This is a genomic window from Vibrio sp. SCSIO 43097, assembly GCF_023650755.1.
Classification (GTDB): Bacteria; Pseudomonadota; Gammaproteobacteria; order Enterobacterales; family Vibrionaceae; genus Vibrio; species Vibrio alginolyticus.
Genome location: NZ_CP071840.1, coordinates 3,151,987 through 3,169,236 on the forward strand (window position 1 = coordinate 3,151,987; position 17,250 = coordinate 3,169,236).

Here is a 17,250-nt window from a genome sequence, read left to right on the forward strand (position 1 = left end):
TGGGACGATGTGCGAGATTGATGCACACCTAACCTATATAAGGTTCATTCTACTCAGCGTCGCGATGAGAAACACTCACTATATTCGATATTTTGCATCATTCGGTCAAAAAATCAGCGCAATCTCACTAAACGCTGACTTTTCTTGTCGCTGAAGCATTTTTGAGCAAGGATTTTGCGTCCCGCTACGCTGAAAATCGCCCTAAGTATTGATCAAATTCAAGTTAGATAAAGTAAAAGCCTCGCAAAAAGGCAAACGTTCACTCGACCTTGTGATAGAATCGCCGCGCAAATTCTTCTTCCCTCTTGCTTACTTGGAGACATCATGAAACGCGATTTAGCAATGGCATTTTCCCGTGTGACTGAAGGTGCAGCTCTGGCTGGTTACAAATGGCTTGGCCGTGGCGATAAAAACGCAGCCGATGGCGCAGCTGTTGAAGTTATGCGCACGCTACTGAACAAAACAGATATCAGTGGTGAAATTGTCATTGGTGAAGGTGAAATCGATGATGCGCCAATGCTGTACATTGGTGAGCAAGTGGGTATTGGTGGTGATGAAGTGGATATCGCTGTCGACCCGATTGAAGGGACGCGTATGACGGCAATGGGACAATCGAACGCACTAGCCGTACTTGCCGCAGGTGAGAAAGGCAGCTTTCTTAAAGCGCCAGATATGTACATGGAAAAACTGGTTGTTGGCCCTGGTGCAAAAGGCGTAATTGACTTAGAAAAGCCGTTAAAAGAAAACCTAGAGAACGTAGCAAAAGCCCTGAACAAGCCACTTGATACCCTAGTCGTTATTACCCTTGCGAAACCTCGCCACGATGACGTTATTGCAGAAATGCAAGCAATGGGCGTACGTGTTTTTGCGGTGCCTGATGGTGACGTGGCTGCCTCTATTCTGACTTGTATGCCAGACAGTGAAGTGGACATGATGTACTGTATTGGTGGCGCGCCAGAAGGGGTAGTATCAGCAGCGGTAATTCGAGCGCTAGACGGTGATATGCACGGTCGCCTGCTTCCTCGTCACGAAGTAAAAGGCGATACTGAAGAAAACCGCATTTACGGTGCAGATGAACTAAAACGCTGCGATGAAATGGGCGTAAAAGCGAATGTTGTCCTCAAAATGGAAGACATGGCTCGTAGCGACAATGTGGTATTTTCAGCTACAGGCATCACTAAAGGTGACTTGCTGGAAGGTATCTCTCGTCAAGGCAATATTGCAACCACAGAAACGCTGCTCGTGCGCGGTCGATGCCGAACTATTCGCCGCATTAAGTCGACTCACTACCTAGATCGTAAAGATCCAGAAGTACGCGATATTATTCTTTAAGCATTTCTCGAGGCTCTCGCTCAGTCTGAGCTTGAGCCTTTCTTTCCGCACAACGGGCAATAGATTCTGAATCACACTCGTTCCTCGTTGTTCAGAATGACGGTGACTTTAATAAGCTCTAAATCGAAAGAACTCGTCATTCTAGCGAGCCCCAGCGAGACTAAGAATCTAGTAGTAACAAGCTCCTATTCTTTCCTGGTCACCTTAACCATTGCTCAACCAGAAGATGGATTCTGAATCACTTCGTTCCTCGTTGTTCAGAATGACGACATATCTTGGCTCATATGAACATAGCCCCTACAAATCCACACTCAAATTAAGTCAACACTTTTCTTTACTAACCCTATCGCGCATAATATGTACTGACGTATAAATGGTGGGTATATGAAGACCGTAGATAGGATATTGCAAATCGTTAAGCGTGATGGCTCCGTCACTGCAAAACAACTCTCTTCTGAGCTAGGGATGACAACCATGGGGGCTCGTCAGCACCTGCAAAGTTTAGAAGATGATGGCATTCTTTCTATCCATGACGTAAAAGTAAAAGTTGGTCGCCCTGCTCGTCATTGGTCTCTCACTCAAAAAGGTCATGAGCAATTTGCTGACCGTCACGGTGAGTTGACCATTCAGTTTATAGAAGCTGTCGAACATATCTTTGGCAAAGACGGACTGGAAAAAGTCACATCAGAAAGGGAAAAACTCACGTTACAAAGTTATCGTCAGCATCTTGAGCAATGCGACTCTCTGCAAAGCAAACTAGAAACACTCGTCACATTAAGAGAGCAAGAAGGCTATATGGCAGAGCTCGAGAAAGATGAGAACGGATTCATCTTGATCGAAAATCACTGTCCGATTTGTAAAGCCGCAACTCGCTGCCCAAGCTTGTGCCAATCAGAATTAAGTGTCTTTCAGTCTTTACTTGGACGTGACACCAAAGTAGAGCGTACCGAACACATCATTAGTGGCCAAAGACGCTGCGTTTACCGCATCCAACAACTGCAGTAACCACCACAACCAAACATCGACATGCCGCACTTATTCAATCTCAAGCTTGAAAGCTTCTCTTATAAGTGAGACGGCTGAAGAATTCATCCTCTCTCCTCTTTCTAGTGGTATAGGCTTTTAGTAACTAAAGGCAATTTCCATAAGGATTTGGAGAGCATCGATGTCTAATCTACGTCATATCCCGTCCCAAACGCTTCCTCCATTCGATGAAATGGTTCGAATGGCAGAGCGAGACCCAGAAGCTTTTGAGCAATTTCGTCATGAGATGGCGAAAGAGATGATCGAAAGCGCATCAGAAGATATGAAAGAAAGATTGTGGGCTCAACAAAGCCACATTGATAGAGTCATCAGCACGTGTAAAAACCCTCATCACACCAATGTGGTATTGATGAACGAGTTGCAAAAACAGGTCGTAAAGTTCAAAGCAGCGCTAGAAGGGGAAGCGGCACCGACACAAAAAGCGGATGTGGTTAGCTTAAATGCGTTTAAAGATAGGGATGATTTTTACTGATACTCAGTAGATAGATCGAGAAAGTTAGGGTTCGTTTCTCTTACCAAGGCTAACTTCCACTCACGCTTCCACTGCTTGAGCTGCTTTTCTCGGTTTATAGCATTAGCCATATCGTCGAATAACTCAAAGTAAACGAGCTTATGAACGTTGTATTTCTTAGTAAATCCTTCCACTACTCCATTTTTATGTTGCCATATTCTTTGGGGCAGCTGACTGGTAACACCTATGTAGAGAACGGCGTTGTTATTTGACGTTAGGATATAAACACAAGGTGTCTTATCGATGATTCATTCTCCTTCATTATTCGCTGTTACTTTTCCGTTGTAATTCGCAAGCTCAGGCAGTTTATTTCAATCTCAGAGCACTCTGCGCCTAGATTCTGAATCACTTCGTTCCTCGCTGTTCAGAATGACGATGGCTTTCACAGACTCTAAATCAAAGGAGCTCGTCACTCAATCAAGCTTTAGCGAAACTAAGAATCTGGTATCAGCAAGCTCCTATTCTTTCCCGCTCAGCTAACCACTGCTCAGCCGGATGATAGATTCTGAATCACCTCGTTCCTCGCTGTTCAGAATGACGATGGCTTTCACAGACTCTAAATCAAAGGAGCTCGTCACTCAATCGAGCTGTAGCGAAACTAAGAGTCTGGTATCAGCAAGCTCCTATTCTTTCCCGTTCACCTAAACCACCGTACAATCGGATGATAGATTCTGAACCACACTCGCACCTCTCTGCTCAGAATAACGATGACTTTATCAGCCTCTAAACCAAAAAGGATCGTCATTCTAGCGAGCCTTAGCGAGACTAAGAATCTACTTTCAGCACGCACGGTACTTGAAGCGATTACTCCGGCTCAGGGCCATATTGGTTTGGTCCTGATGTCCCCTTTAAGAGACCACATTCAATTAGAATCCATAAACCACAAATCAGAGAAATGGAAGCAACGAACATCTGTGGGGTCGACGGCTCTTGCGCGGCAGGGCTGGTCATTGGCGTGGCAATTCGTCCGATAATCAACGGAATATTCAGTGCTAGCCAATAGATCGATTTGTTGCGGTCGTGCCAACGCTTGGTGGTGATCGCCAAATCAGGGATCAACAGAATCACCAAGAAAATAGGAAGAAGCACATAGGAGAGAGTAGGAAGCAGCTGGCTGATACCGGCACCAAAGCCTAGAATGGACACATAGTAAATGACGTTCCAAATCCAGTAGGTTTTACGGTCTATACGTCCTTGAAAAGAAAACAGTAGCTCTTTAGTCGACATCAAATTTTACCCCAAAATAGAAAGGTTATAGATTAGCCGAGTCAATATAGTTTGGAAAGGACACCGATAGCTTGGGTGCCCACAACGCCCATATAACAAGCAGAGCCAGGCTGAGAATTCGTAACAATAACCCCTCGCTATTCTCGGGCAATCCAGCACCACCTAGTTCACTACCTTTTGGAAGCTATCTATATCCATGTCTCGGATATTGACCGTTAAACTGTGCACGTGACTGGCTTGCTCTTGAAGTGTCGCCATCAAGGCTCGTGACAGTTCTCGCTTTTGTTCTTGGGAGCGACCAGATAACAAATCAAAGTTGATATGGATAAAATCGAGGCTATCTCCCTCCTCTCCTATTAACCAATTGTGGCACCGGAGCGTTCTAGATTTCACTGACGCGAGTTCAAAAAGGCCACTTTCTAACGCCGTTTTATGTAAATCCTCCAGTAACCCCTGAACATTGACGCGTTCTTCCACCGAGTTTGAATACTCTAAAACGAGATTTGGCATTTTGATTCCTTTCTACAACAATTAATTCCAGCGCGTAGTAATACCAATCTCAGCAGCAATTTCCGAGGAATGAACTATCATTCTGTCTACGCGATCACCAATCGGTTGCTTTTGACAAAAATAACAGGATCGATGCTTGGTCGAATCAACAAAGAAAGCCGGACAAGACATGACGCCAATCATGATCTGTTCACATTATTCTGTTATATTCCTACGTAGATTTTTTACATTAATTGACTATTTACATTAAAGATAAGGGAGATATTCCTATGCGTCGTCCTGTAGTGATGGGTAACTGGAAACTAAACGGCAGCAAAGCAATGGTAACTGAGCTGCTAACTGGTCTTAACGCTGAACTTGAAGGCGTTGAAGGTGTTGACGTAGCAGTCGCTCCACCAGCACTTTACATCGACCTAGCAGAGCGCGTAATCGCTGAAGGCGGTAACAAAGTTATCCTAGGTGCACAAAACACTGACCTAAACAACAGCGGTGCTTTCACTGGCGACATGTCTCCAGAAATGCTGAAAGACTTCGGTGCTTCTCACATCATCATCGGTCACTCAGAGCGTCGTGAATACCACAACGAATCTGACGAGTTCATCGCTAAGAAATTCAACTTCCTAAAAGAAAACGGTCTAACGCCTGTTTTCTGTATCGGTGAATCTGAAGCTCAAAACGAAGCTGGCGAAACTGAAGCAGTATGCGCACGTCAAATCAACGCAGTTATCGACACTTACGGTGTTGAAGCTCTAAACGGCGCAATCATCGCTTACGAACCAATCTGGGCGATCGGTACTGGTAAAGCAGCAACAGCTGAAGATGCACAACGCATCCACGCTTCTATCCGCGCACTAATCGCAGCGAAAGACGAAGCAGTTGCAGCACAAGTAATCATCCAATACGGCGGTTCTGTTAAGCCAGAAAACGCTGAAGCTTACTTCTCACAACCAGACATCGACGGCGCTCTAGTTGGCGGTGCTTCTCTAGACGCGAAAAGCTTCGCAGCAATCGCTAAAGCAGCGGCTAAAGCAAAAGCTTAATCTCGTTTTTACTGAGAGTTGAAATAACAAAGGGATGCATCATGCATCCCTTTTGTTTGCTTACGATCTAATGAGTTTTGTCACTCCAAGGAGCTCAACGACATCAGGAATCTACTCTCCGCACGCACTCAAATCAAACCAGCAAAACAACAGACATAACCTATAGGAATCCCGTCATTCCGAGGAGTCTAAGCGACATCAGGAATCTACTAACCGCATGTGTCAAACCCAAAGCTAAGTAACGAAAAACACCTTACATCAAAACAAAGAACCTAATCGCACTTCCAGTTATTCCCACTCAATTCCATCCAACCAGCGAACTCTATTCACTTACCCTGCACACTGGATTTATAGTTACTGATACTTGTTCAAGGAGGAGCAATCGACATGACAACACCCATATCAGACATCGCCAATGTGATTCACCATGGTGGGAAACATACGGTCACTGGCTCTTGTCATGAATTGAAACTGCCACACGGTAGCATCTTGATCGATTGCGGACTCTTCCAAGGCAAAGACATCCATTTTGGCAACCGCAGGGCATCATTGGATATTGAGTTTCCGGTTAAACACATCAAAGCATTAGTCCTGACTCATACTCATATCGATCATATTGGACGCCTACCTTGGTTACTGGCTGCTGGATTTAAAGGCCCCATTTACTGCACCAAAGCAACAGCCGAGTTGGTACCGCTCATGCTAGAAGATGGATTAAAGCTGCAACTGGGTTTGAACTTCCATCAGCGTCAACAAGTCCTCAATGTCATTAAAAAACAGCTGAGACCCCATGACTACCAACAATGGCTGCAACTTGGTAAGCAATGTTACCTGCGCTTTCAGCCTGCGGGGCACATTCTTGGTTCCGCTTACGTGGAATTCAAACTTCCCAATCATGAAATCATCGTATTTTCCGGCGATCTAGGTCCGTCCAATACCCCGCTCTTACCCGATCCTATGCCGCCAAAGCGTGCCGACTATTTGTTCATCGAGTCCACATACGGCAACAAAGAGCATGAAGAGACAGCCACTCGAACTGAGCGCTTGAACGCCATTATCGATCACGCACTGCGAGACGGTGGTGTAATTCTGATCCCAGCTTTCAGCGTAGGACGTACACAGGAGCTGTTATTCGATATTGAGCAACTGATTCACCAACGCAACTTGTCGTCTTCTTTGCCAATCATCCTAGACTCACCGCTTGCGAAAGGAGTCACGAAGACCTACCGCCGTTTCAAAAAACTGTGGGGAAAAGAAGCAAAGCAAAAGCTCAACAATCATCGTCATCCCCTCGCCTTTGAACAATGCATTACTGTGGAAAGCCATCGAGAACATCAAGCATTAATAAATCGACTAGCCTCCACCGATGAACCTGCGATTGTCGTTGCGGCATCCGGTATGTGCGAAGGTGGAGAATCGTCAATTACTTAAAAGCACTCTTACCGGATGAGAGAAATGATGTGTTGTTTGCGGGTTATCAGGCGCAAGGAACCTTAGGTCGAGAAATCCAATCAGGCAGCCACACGGTGGATATCGGTAACCAACCAATCGAAGCCAACGCGCTGGTCCATACCATCTCTGGATATTCTGCACACGCAGACCAAAGCGATTTATTGAAGTTTGTTACTGGTATTCCAGCACAACCAAAAGCCGTGCATTTGATACATGGAGAGAAAGAAGCAAAAAAAGAGTTAGGAGAAAAGTTGGAAGCAGAGGGAATTGAGGTAGTTTATTAGACTGATATTAGCCGACATTAGAACGATACTGTCTAATTCTTACTTATTGTTAACGAGTTAAAACAGCATAAGAATTTGAATATCAACGTGCTTTAACTAAGCTTTGTACGTCAGAAAGCCGTGATAAAGCACGTTAGTAACGAGACGGAACAACTATGCAGGCTCAGCAACCTTTACGGTTGGGGTTTTAGCAAGCTCAGCACTAGACGCTTTTTTGTATAGGTTTTCGTAGCAGTAGTTTGTCGCCTCGATGTAACCTTCTACACTACCGCAGTCAAAACGCTGACCTTTAAATTTGTAAGCAATAACACAACCAGATTGAGCTTGCTGCATCAATGCGTCAGTAATTTGGATTTCTCCACCTTTGCCTGGCTCCGTATTTTCGATAAGATCAAAAATATCTGGCGTTAAGATATAGCGACCAATAATTGCTAAGTTACTTGGTGCAGTGCCTGGTTCTGGCTTTTCTACCATGTTATCAATTCGGAAGATGTCATCTTTGATCATCTCTCCAGCAATCACACCATACTTATGGGTCTCAGTTTCTGGAACTTCTTGAACCGCCACAATAGAGCAACGGAACTGCTTGTACAGCTCAACCATTTGCGCTAATACGCCCTGCTCTTCATTCACACAAAGGTCGTCTGCTAGTACAACAGCAAATGGCTCATCCCCCACCAACTCACGACCGGTCAAGACAGCATGACCAAGACCTTTCATCTCACGTTGACGGATGTAAGTGTAACTCGCTGAATCAATCAAAGAGCGGATATCATCTAACAGTGCTTCTTTACTTGTGCCTGAGATTTGATGTTCCAACTCGTAGTTTTTGTCGAAGTGGTCCATCAAAGAATGTTTGCCACGACCTGTGATAATACACATTCCATCCATGCCCGCTTCAATGGCTTCTTCAACACCGTATTCAATTAATGGCTTGTTCACCACTGGCATCATTTCTTTCGGCATGGATTTTGTTGCAGGTAGAAAACGAGTACCGTAGCCTGCAGCAGGGAAAAGACACTTTTTAATCATTTTTAAATTCACCAACTGTAAAAAAGGCCCTCATGCATGAGAGCCATATATTATCGTTATACTAAAAATTTAATCACTACCAAACAAGTCTCGCGTGTAAACTTTATCCGCAACGTCAGCTAACTCTTCCACCATGCGGTTAGAAACAATCACATCCGCACTTTGTTTGAACTCATTCAGGTTTTTAATCACTCGAGAGTTAAAGAAATCTTCTTCTTTGAGCACGGGTTCGTAAACTACGACCTCAACGCCTTTCGCCTTGATACGCTTCATAATGCCTTGAATAGAAGAAGCGCGGAAGTTATCCGATCCCGCCTTCATGATTAAACGGTAAATACCGACAACTTTTGGTTCGCGCTTAAGAATAGCTTCAGCAACAAAATCTTTACGAGTACGGTTAGCATCAACAATCGCACCAATGATGTTGTTTGGTACATCTTGGTAATTGGCTAAAAGCTGTTTAGTGTCTTTTGGTAAGCAGTAACCACCGTAACCAAATGATGGGTTGTTGTAATGATTACCGATACGAGGATCCAAGCCAACACCTTCAATGATCTGACGAGCATCCAAGCCATGAGCTTCTGCATAAGAGTCTAGCTCATTAAAGTATGCTACACGCATAGCAAGGTAGGTGTTTGAAAATAGTTTTACTGCTTCAGCTTCTGTCGAATCAGTAAATAGAACTTGAATATCGTCTTTTACAGCCCCCTCGACCAGCAAGCTAGCAAATACTTCGGCACGTTCACTGCGTTCACCAACGATGATACGTGATGGGTGAAGGTTATCATAAAGCGCTTTGCCCTCTCGCAAGAACTCAGGAGAGAAAATGACATTCTCACACCCCAACTCTTCCTTAATTCGAGCAGTATAGCCAACAGGAACAGTAGACTTAATCACCATTACTGCATCAGGGTTGATAGACATAACATCTTTAATCACAGCTTCAACTGAAGAAGTATTAAAGTAATTGGTTTGTGGATCGTAATCTGTAGGAGTTGCAATAACAACGTATTCTGCGTTTTGGTAAGCTCTCTGCTTATCCGTTGTTGCCAAAAAGTTTAGCTCTTTGTGTGCCAAAAAGTGTTCAATTTCAGTATCAACAATCGGCGACTTACGTCGGTTCAGTAAATCAACCTTCTCAGAAATGATATCTAAAGCGACCACCTCGTGATTCTGAGCTAACAGCATAGCGTTAGAAAGCCCAACATAGCCGGTCCCAGCAACTGCGATTTTCATGGATTAATCCTTCATTTATTTTTGGCAGAGGATACCAAAATTAACGCTATTTAGCCATAAATGAGCCGATTGCATCACTAGCACATTAGTGTTGCTAATAGAGGATTGTGGATTACAACTTTTTCCTACAATAAAGTTGAGCTAAAATTAAACGCACACATACTATAAACGTTGGCTTTTTTATGTTCCTTGAACTCTGTTTTATCTTTTTTACTTCCTTTGCCACCCTCTTTTTAATGCGTAAGATGGCTAAGAAAATTGGATTAGTTGACAAACCTAATGCAAGAAAGCTTCACAATGGTGCGGTACCACTCGTTGGTGGCATTTCGATTTGTTTAGTTCTTGCTCAATATCTAACCTTCAATCCAAATACTATAGAGCACAGTTGGCTATACCTGTTATGCATCTGCACACTTACAATGGTCGGAGCAATCGATGATAAAACCGACCTAAGCTTTAAAGTTCGCTTGGGTATTCAAGCAATTTTATCGATTGTAATGATGAAAGTTGCTGGTCTCGAGCTTAATAATCTCGGAGATATGTTCGGGGTTGGAGAAGTGTCTTTAGGTTGGGCTGGTAGTTTAATCACTATTATCGCAGTAATTGGTGCTATCAATGCCTTTAACATGGTAGATGGTATCGACGGGTTGCTAGGCGGTCTTTCTATTGTAACATTCGGTGCACTAGCATTTTTATTGCAAGTTGATAGCCAACATGGTCTAGCTTATTTATGTGTGGTCATCATTGTAGCTATGCTTCCTTATATCTTTATGAACCTTGGGATACTAGGGAGAGAGCGAAAAGTATTTATGGGTGATGCTGGTAGTATGATGATCGGATTCACTGTAATCTGGTTGTTGCTGGGCGTTAGTCAAACAGGAAATTCTGAGCCACTAATGCGCCCAGTCACTGCTCTTTGGCTTATTGCTGTGCCCTTAATGGATATGGCCGCAATAATGATCCGCCGCATTCGTAGAGGCGATTCTCCATTCAAACCTGATCGTGAACATCTTCATCACATATTTCAACGCCTAGGACTTGGACCAAAACAGACTCTTGTTGCAATATGCTTTATTGCAAGCCTTTATGCTGGCTTCGGTATTTATGGTGAGGCTACCAATATTTCAGAAGTAACGATGTTCGTCTTATTCATTTCGTGCTTTGTAATTTACTCAATCATTTTGGCGTACATTTGGAAAATTACTAGCTTCTTAAGGACAAAACTAAATAAGACAACTAGCGTTCAGCAATCTGGAATCCTATAACCTCAAACATGCAGCTAAGTGACCAGAAATGCTCTTGCTTGGTGGTCACTTAGCCATACTTATATCAGTTGTACGCTCTCGCGACCCTTCCCTTTGAATTGATTGAATACTCTTTTACGTATGCAGGAATAAACACCGACTCACCTCTACCTAACGTTAAAGTTTCACCAGAAGCATGATATAGCGTTAACGAACTATCGATAGCAAATAATATTTCAGCGCTTTGCATTACTATCCTCTCATCGTTCGATTCCGTGAGACAGTCAAATTTAAAATCTGAAACGGGCACAGAATAACTCAACCTATTCCCAAATACTTCTGGTTTGAGCAATAGAGAGTCTGATGACTTCTCTTCAAACAAAGTACAACGAGCTAACTCTACCACGTCAATATGCTTTGGAGTTAGACCAGCCCGGAGAACATTATCTGAATTCGCCATTATCTCTAAGCCAGTACCTTTTAGATAAGCATGTGGTGTTCTTGCATCAAGGAACATTGCCTCTCCAGGAGAAAGCGTCAAAACATTTAGCATAAGAGGAGCAAAAAGACCAATATCACCAGGGTAAGATTTGTTTAGCTCCACAATTAGAGTTCCTAAATCATTTTTAATACTCGGCTTCTGATATGCTTTTGCATACTCAATTAATCCTTGAATAGATGCTTCTTTCGCTTCCCCCTCTAAAGATAAGATCCCGATAAAGAAAGCTTCTAAACCTGTAGCTGTTAAGTTTTTCTTAAAGGCTTCCAACAGCTGGTGAATTACAGGTACATTGGATTCTTCTATAACTTTTGAGAAGAGCAAGACAATCTCGGTATATGCGCGGAAGCCATTCATAGCTTGGTATGGAGTCAAAGCGTATACCAACTCTGGTTTATGATTCGCATCTTTATAATTGCGATTTGGAGCAGAAAGCTCAAGACCTAACTCTTCCTCTTTAGCAAACCCTAGCTCAGCTTCCAATTTATTTGGATGCACCTGGATGGATAATGCATTCCCAGCAGACAATACCTTAAACAAATAGGGTAACGTTCCAAATTTTTGCTCTGTACTGGTCGATAAAATTTTGGCTTTATCTTTAGCAATAAACTCAGATAATAGAAACTCTTCACCTCCAAGTTGAACCTTTGAGCATCCGTTAGGGTGTGCCCCCATCCAAATCTCTGCTTGAGGTTCCTGATTTGGATTTTCAATTCCAAACAACTCTTGAAGAGCAGTCTCACTGCCCCATGCATAATTTTGTATTGGGTTATTTAGTTTAAAAAAGTTCATCAGCATTACCATTAAACGAAAAAAGCTTGACTTAGATTATTCCAAGTCAAGCCTTTATATTTTTTATTTTTATTAAAGTTGCTGCACACGCAACAAAACAGAGTTTACAAGCGCTTTAGCTGTATCAAAGGACGCAGCTTCAGCATAGCACCGTAATTCTGGAGCATTACCAGAAGGTCGTAGGTGAATGATCACATCATTAGTCAAAGACAATCTCAAACCATCAGTAGTGTTAATGCTTTCTACTTTTAAATCCGTAAAGCCAAGCTTTAGCAGTAATTCTTCAGGATTCATCTTGCCATGCTCAAGTATTGCTAAACTTTTCTCCGTAGGAAAGTTTTGAATACGGTCACTATGCGTAAAGCGCTGCGGTAATTGAGCTACCAAACTTTTTATTGATGATGTTTTCGCTAAAGAAAGCAACATTAGTGCAGGTAAAACGGCGTCTCGGGTTGGTAGTGCTTTTAGAGACTTCCCATTCACCGAAACATCACTTCCGAGTAAATACCCACCGTTTGCTTCAAAGCCAGCAATTCGACGATAAGAATTTGCGAGTTCAGCAAACTCAGCGATAACATAAGGAGAACCAATTCGAGTTTTAGAGACAACTTTAAATTCAGGAGAATCTGCGATAATAGTATTGCAACTAACAGGTACAGCCAATGCTTCGATTTGAAGCGCTTTTGAGCAAAGTAAGCCCAAAACATCACCTCTCAACCATTCGCCGTTCTCATCGGCAACTAATGGGCGATCCCCATCTCCATCAGTCGAAAATATAAAATCAAAATTATATTGTTTCGACCAAACGCGTGCTTTTTCCTTATCAGATTCAGCAACTGCTTCAGTGTCAATTGGTACAAATTCATCCGTGCGCTCTAGTGATATAACCTCAGCACCAAGTGACTCAAATAATCCCTGATAGATATCTCGACCAGCACTTGAATGCTCATAAATACCTATTCGTTTTCCTTTAAGCATATCTGCTTCAAAAAGGCGAGTGTAGCGTTCTATATACTGATTTTCGGCCTTTTTATCCGTAACCAGTTCCAGTAGTTGAGTAGAAGTTCTAAACTCAAGGCTTGAGCTTAGAATACTCTGCTCATCAGCTTTTGTGATTTCACCATCAGGACGATAGAATTTTAGACCGTTTCGGTCGAAAGGAATGTGGCTCCCCGTAACCATTATGCAAGGAATCGAATCCTGCATTGCAGAAAATGCTAATGCTGGAGTAGGAATTACGCCGTAATAAGAAACGTCATAACCTCTGGATTTAATAGCCTCAATACACGATTGAGCCATAGCATAACTACTAGGACGGTTATCAATGGCAACGGCTACTCTGGTAAAGTCGAAATCATTCGCTACTGTAGTCAAGAACGCATGAGAGAATGCTTCACAAACTTCCGGAGTAAAGTGTTCGACTAGACCTCTGGCGCCACTCGTACCAAATTGAATTCCCGACTCTGCAATGACCTTTGACGTTATTAACATAAACAAACCTTAAATTAACCTTTTAGTAACCTTCATTCTTCAAGTAAGTACGTACAATATCGTCCTCTGAAAGGTAACCGCCCGTTCTAACCTCAATAATTTCTAAAGGAAACTTACCGGGATTCTCGAAGCAGTGCTCTGTTCCGACTGGAATATAGATGGATTCGTTCTCCGTAACGATGTGCTTTTCTGAACCTCTGTGTACTAAAGCAGTACCAGAAACAACCACCCAATGCTCAGCACGATGGTAATGCAGCTGCATCGCCGTCTTTTGACCAGGTTTAACTACCACTTTTTTCACATGATATCGCTCACCTTCTGCAATATGATCATGCATCCCCCAAGGACGATAAACCTCTCGGTGTTGTTGAAACTCAATGCGATCTTTCTCTTTTAAGCTGGAGACAATATTCTTTACATCTTGAACACTATCTCTGTGAGCGACTAATAGGGCATCTTTGGTATCAACAATAACTAAATCCTCAACGCCTATTGCTGCGACTAGTCGGTTGGAAGAATTGATATAACAACTTTGCGAGTTGTCAACTAATACGTCCCCACGAATCACATTGTGTTGCTCATCTTGTTCGCTAACTTCCCATAGAGAAGACCAAGCGCCAACATCACTCCACCCTGCATCTAATGGACAAACTACAGCATCGTTTGTTTTTTCCATAACGGCATAATCAATGGACTCATCGGGACAACTCTTAAATGCTTCTTCATCAAGGCGAATGAAATCTAAGTCGTTATGTGCTCCGGAGTACGCGCTTTTTACTGCATCTAAGATGTCTGGACGAAACTTTCCAAGCTCTTCTAGATAGCGAGAAGCTTTGAACATAAACATCCCACTATTCCAGTAGTAACCACCATCTTTTAAGTATTGTTTTGCGACAGATGAATTAGGCTTTTCAACAAACGCCTCAACCGAATAAGCTTCATGTTGAGGTAGTTTATTACCGCTACGAATATAACCATAACCAGTTTCTGGTTTGGTCGGTACAATACCAAACGTAACAAGTTTACCACTTTCAGCCAATGATACTGCGGCCTCAACTGTATTACGAAATACATCATCGTGCTTGATAAGATGATCCGCAGCCAAAACCAAAAGTATAGGGTCTTGGCCTTCTTCAATTGCACGCAAAGCGGATAAAGCGACTGCTGGCGCAGTGTTGCGTCCAAAAGGCTCAAGAATTATCCCTGAATGCGCAATATTACGAGAACGTAGTTGCTCTGCCGCCAAAAAGCGATGTTCTTCATTACATATTAACGAAACAGGAGAGTGATTAATTCCTTGTAAACGAATAATAGTATCTTGCAACATTGAAAAGTTACTAGTGAGAGATAAAAATTGTTTGGGGTAGCAAGTGCGGGACATCGGCCAAAGTCGAGAACCGGAGCCACCGGCCATAATTACAGGAAGAATATAAGACATAGTATTTTTTTAATGAATCAATTGATGAACTTTGTTTAGTAACGGTTTGAGTTTTCCACTCCAAGAATGCTGTTCTTGAACATATTCATAAGCACATTCTGAAATATTTTCAGCAAATTCGATATCACTTTCAAGCTTAAGAACATATCTAACATAATCTTCAACAGAGTCCGCGATGAGAATATCTTTACCGTTTACAGCAAAAAGACCTTCCAGCCCTGTTGAAGAGGAAATTGTAGGTATACCCAACGCCATATATTCTAGTATCTTGTTTTGAACACCAGCTCCAAGTCGAACTGAACAAATACCGGCAATTGCTCCTTGAGTATGATCTACAACGTTCTTTACCGAGCCCGTAACCACTACTCCCTCTATCTTTGCCAATTTTTTATGGCAATCTGGTTTAATCTTGCCTATCACGTGAAATTGATAATCCCCATAGCGCCGAACTTCTGGCAAAACCTCTTTTGCGAACCAATAAGCGGCATCAAAATTTTGAGCCGAATACATATTTCCAATAAACACTAATTTTTTTTTAGTAGGTGAGAATTGGTACGGCAACTTAGTTAGATCTACACCGTTAGAGCAAACAAGAGCCTTCGATAAGAGTCTTTCATTATCTGAAAACAAAAATTCTTTATCAATTTTAGATACAAAGACACTATAATCAAAATACTTCGTAATTTCTTTTTCGTAACGGTTTAATCTATTCCGCTCCAAACGATATATTACTCCCTTAAACCCAGAACTGTTCTTGACTTGTGAGACTCGAAAATAGTTCATTGAGATTGCATCAGTCATTTCAACAATTTTCTTTTGTTTTAACTCCTTAGCATATTCGGCAGTACGAATCAGATGAGGCAATATCAAATCATGATGTTCCGACAAGCAATCTACTAGGCGATGAAAACTTCGTGATTTGTAATATGCTACTTGTAAAGGGGTTTTAGTTGGCAAAGCTAACAAACAGTTTAAGTATGACCGCCACTTTGGAAGATAGTGTCGACGAACTTCAACAAAAACCCCATCATTAGGAACATGATATTGCATTTCTTTTTTTGATTCACACAATGAAAGCAAAGTAATACTGTAATGCTTAGATAATTCTTTGCAAAGCTCATATATACGAAGTCGATCACCGCCAATTACAGGGTAAGGAAAGCGAGGAGTAATTACTAATATCTTCTTTTTAATCATATTTAGATGACCAAATCATTGCAAAAACAAACATATAGATTGAAAAATAAAATGTAGAAAATTGTAACATCATAGCAAACGTAATACAGAAATAACTTTTAGTAAGTAAATCTCCATTTCTTTTTAATCTAGAAATTGAAGCTTTCGCATAATACAACATGAATAGTATCCCAAAAACACCAAAGTCTACAGCAATCCTTAAAAAGTAATTTCTTGGATCAGCGTTATTATTTGCGAGATGGTTAGGCACTTCAGAAGTGGAAAATGAAGGAACATCAAGCAGGTGAGTATAATATTGTAAATTATTACTAAATGCGCCGACCCCTAACCCCAAAGGATGATCAAGAACCATGTTAAAAGCCACCGTCGGATAACCAAGCCTTATTAATAGGGAGTTATCAATGGATATAATTGCATAATAAATACTACTAGACCCATTCATTAAAATATCAATTAAGCGAGATATTCTAGAAAAAATGTAACCTCCATCACCAGAAAAAATATTATAAGTTGTATATATACCCAAAACTAAAAAAAAGAAAACAACCATAGATTTCATAACACTGCTAATCTTAACTTTTGAAAAAAGAAGAAGATGTAATAACATAGACACGAGCAGTACGATAAAACCAGTCATAGAAAATGCGCTAAGAAATGCTAAGATGTTTGTAAAAACTAACAGTAAACACAATTTTGATTTTGTACGTTGGTATTTAAAAATTAATGGAACCGAGCAAAACAACAATAGTTGAACAGCCCAAGAAGGTTCACTTGTAGTAATTAACAATCTAGGGGATTCTGTGCCAACTAGAAACATTGACAATAAATTCCTTATTCCTGACAAAGAATCTATCTTCGACGATAATAAATCGAAGATAGCATAAAATGAAACAAATAACGAAACATGATACAATCTATTCA

Annotated in this window: 15 protein-coding genes and 1 pseudogene; 6 read left to right on the plus strand and 10 right to left on the minus strand. The window is 41.8% G+C overall.

All coding sequences use genetic code 11. The features are described 5' to 3' along the window. Positions 1-324 precede the first annotated feature (324 nt). From glpX to J4N40_RS15200, 3 genes are all read left to right on the plus strand, one after another. Positions 325-1,332, plus strand: coding sequence for a class II fructose-bisphosphatase (glpX, locus tag J4N40_RS15190; protein ID WP_005383180.1), 1,008 nt, complete (start codon positions 325-327; stop codon positions 1,330-1,332). 384 nt (positions 1,333-1,716) lie between these two features. Beyond that, the gene (locus J4N40_RS15195) at positions 1,717-2,337 is read left to right on the plus strand and encodes a helix-turn-helix transcriptional regulator (protein ID WP_005379532.1); all 621 of its coding nucleotides are present in this window, start codon (positions 1,717-1,719) and stop codon (positions 2,335-2,337) included. Positions 2,338-2,497: 160 nt separating this feature from the next. Beyond that, entirely contained in the window at positions 2,498-2,848 is a 351-nt protein-coding gene (locus tag J4N40_RS15200; RefSeq protein ID WP_053303351.1) for a DUF3135 domain-containing protein, read from the plus strand. On the opposite strand, the gene J4N40_RS15205 is transcribed toward J4N40_RS15200, so the two are convergent. From J4N40_RS15205 to J4N40_RS15215, 3 genes are all read right to left on the minus strand, one after another. Continuing rightward, positions 2,842-3,135 (minus strand): GIY-YIG nuclease family protein, encoded by a 294-nt coding sequence (locus J4N40_RS15205; protein WP_025768346.1) that lies wholly within the window; start codon positions 3,133-3,135, stop codon positions 2,842-2,844. The two genes, J4N40_RS15200 and J4N40_RS15205, sit on opposite strands and share 7 nt — an antisense overlap. Before the next feature lie 556 nt (positions 3,136-3,691). Next, on the minus strand, positions 3,692-4,114 hold the full coding sequence (locus J4N40_RS15210) for a DUF805 domain-containing protein (RefSeq protein ID WP_171345991.1): 423 nt from the start codon (positions 4,112-4,114) through the stop codon (positions 3,692-3,694). A 162-nt stretch (positions 4,115-4,276) separates the two neighbouring features. Further along, positions 4,277-4,624, minus strand: coding sequence for a 5-carboxymethyl-2-hydroxymuconate Delta-isomerase (locus J4N40_RS15215; protein WP_017820736.1), 348 nt, complete (start codon positions 4,622-4,624; stop codon positions 4,277-4,279). 269 nt (positions 4,625-4,893) lie between these two features. Between J4N40_RS15215 and tpiA the strand changes: the two genes are divergently transcribed. Together tpiA and J4N40_RS15225 are read left to right on the plus strand one after the other, a co-directional pair. Then, a complete protein-coding gene (gene tpiA, locus J4N40_RS15220) occupies positions 4,894-5,664 on the plus strand; it encodes a triose-phosphate isomerase (protein ID WP_171345990.1) in 771 nt (256 codons plus the stop codon). Between the two features lie 387 nt (positions 5,665-6,051). Then, positions 6,052-7,400, plus strand: a pseudogene (locus tag J4N40_RS15225) (MBL fold metallo-hydrolase RNA specificity domain-containing protein). Between the two features lie 153 nt (positions 7,401-7,553). Here the strand turns inward: J4N40_RS15225 and galU are convergent. Both galU and J4N40_RS15235 read right to left on the minus strand, forming a co-directional pair. After that, positions 7,554-8,432 (minus strand): UTP--glucose-1-phosphate uridylyltransferase GalU, encoded by an 879-nt coding sequence (gene galU / locus J4N40_RS15230; protein WP_171345988.1) that lies wholly within the window; start codon positions 8,430-8,432, stop codon positions 7,554-7,556. Positions 8,433-8,501: 69 nt separating this feature from the next. Next, complete coding sequence (locus J4N40_RS15235; RefSeq protein ID WP_171345987.1) at positions 8,502-9,668, minus strand: nucleotide sugar dehydrogenase; 1,167 nt, start codon at positions 9,666-9,668, stop codon at positions 8,502-8,504. Between the two features lie 182 nt (positions 9,669-9,850). On the opposite strand from J4N40_RS15235, the gene wecA reads away from it, so the two are divergent. Next, positions 9,851-10,933 (plus strand): UDP-N-acetylglucosamine--undecaprenyl-phosphate N-acetylglucosaminephosphotransferase, encoded by a 1,083-nt coding sequence (gene wecA / locus J4N40_RS15240; protein ID WP_171345986.1) that lies wholly within the window; start codon positions 9,851-9,853, stop codon positions 10,931-10,933. Between the two features lie 64 nt (positions 10,934-10,997). On the opposite strand, the gene manA is transcribed toward wecA, so the two are convergent. The 5 genes from manA to J4N40_RS15265 form a co-directional block, all read right to left on the minus strand. Next, entirely contained in the window at positions 10,998-12,203 is a 1,206-nt protein-coding gene (manA, locus tag J4N40_RS15245) for a mannose-6-phosphate isomerase, class I (protein ID WP_250654301.1), read from the minus strand. A gap of 72 nt (positions 12,204-12,275) precedes the next feature. Next, a complete protein-coding gene (locus J4N40_RS15250) occupies positions 12,276-13,694 on the minus strand; it encodes a phosphomannomutase (protein ID WP_031841658.1) in 1,419 nt (472 codons plus the stop codon). A 22-nt stretch (positions 13,695-13,716) separates the two neighbouring features. Next, complete coding sequence (locus tag J4N40_RS15255) at positions 13,717-15,132, minus strand: mannose-1-phosphate guanylyltransferase/mannose-6-phosphate isomerase (RefSeq protein WP_064377261.1); 1,416 nt, start codon at positions 15,130-15,132, stop codon at positions 13,717-13,719. A gap of 9 nt (positions 15,133-15,141) precedes the next feature. After that, on the minus strand, positions 15,142-16,329 hold the full coding sequence (locus J4N40_RS15260) for a glycosyltransferase family 4 protein (RefSeq protein ID WP_213869495.1): 1,188 nt from the start codon (positions 16,327-16,329) through the stop codon (positions 15,142-15,144). After that, a complete protein-coding gene (locus J4N40_RS15265; protein ID WP_064377259.1) occupies positions 16,322-17,146 on the minus strand; it encodes an O-antigen ligase family protein in 825 nt (274 codons plus the stop codon). The genes J4N40_RS15260 and J4N40_RS15265 overlap by 8 nt, the downstream gene beginning before the upstream one ends. Between the last annotated feature and the right edge of the window lie 104 nt (positions 17,147-17,250).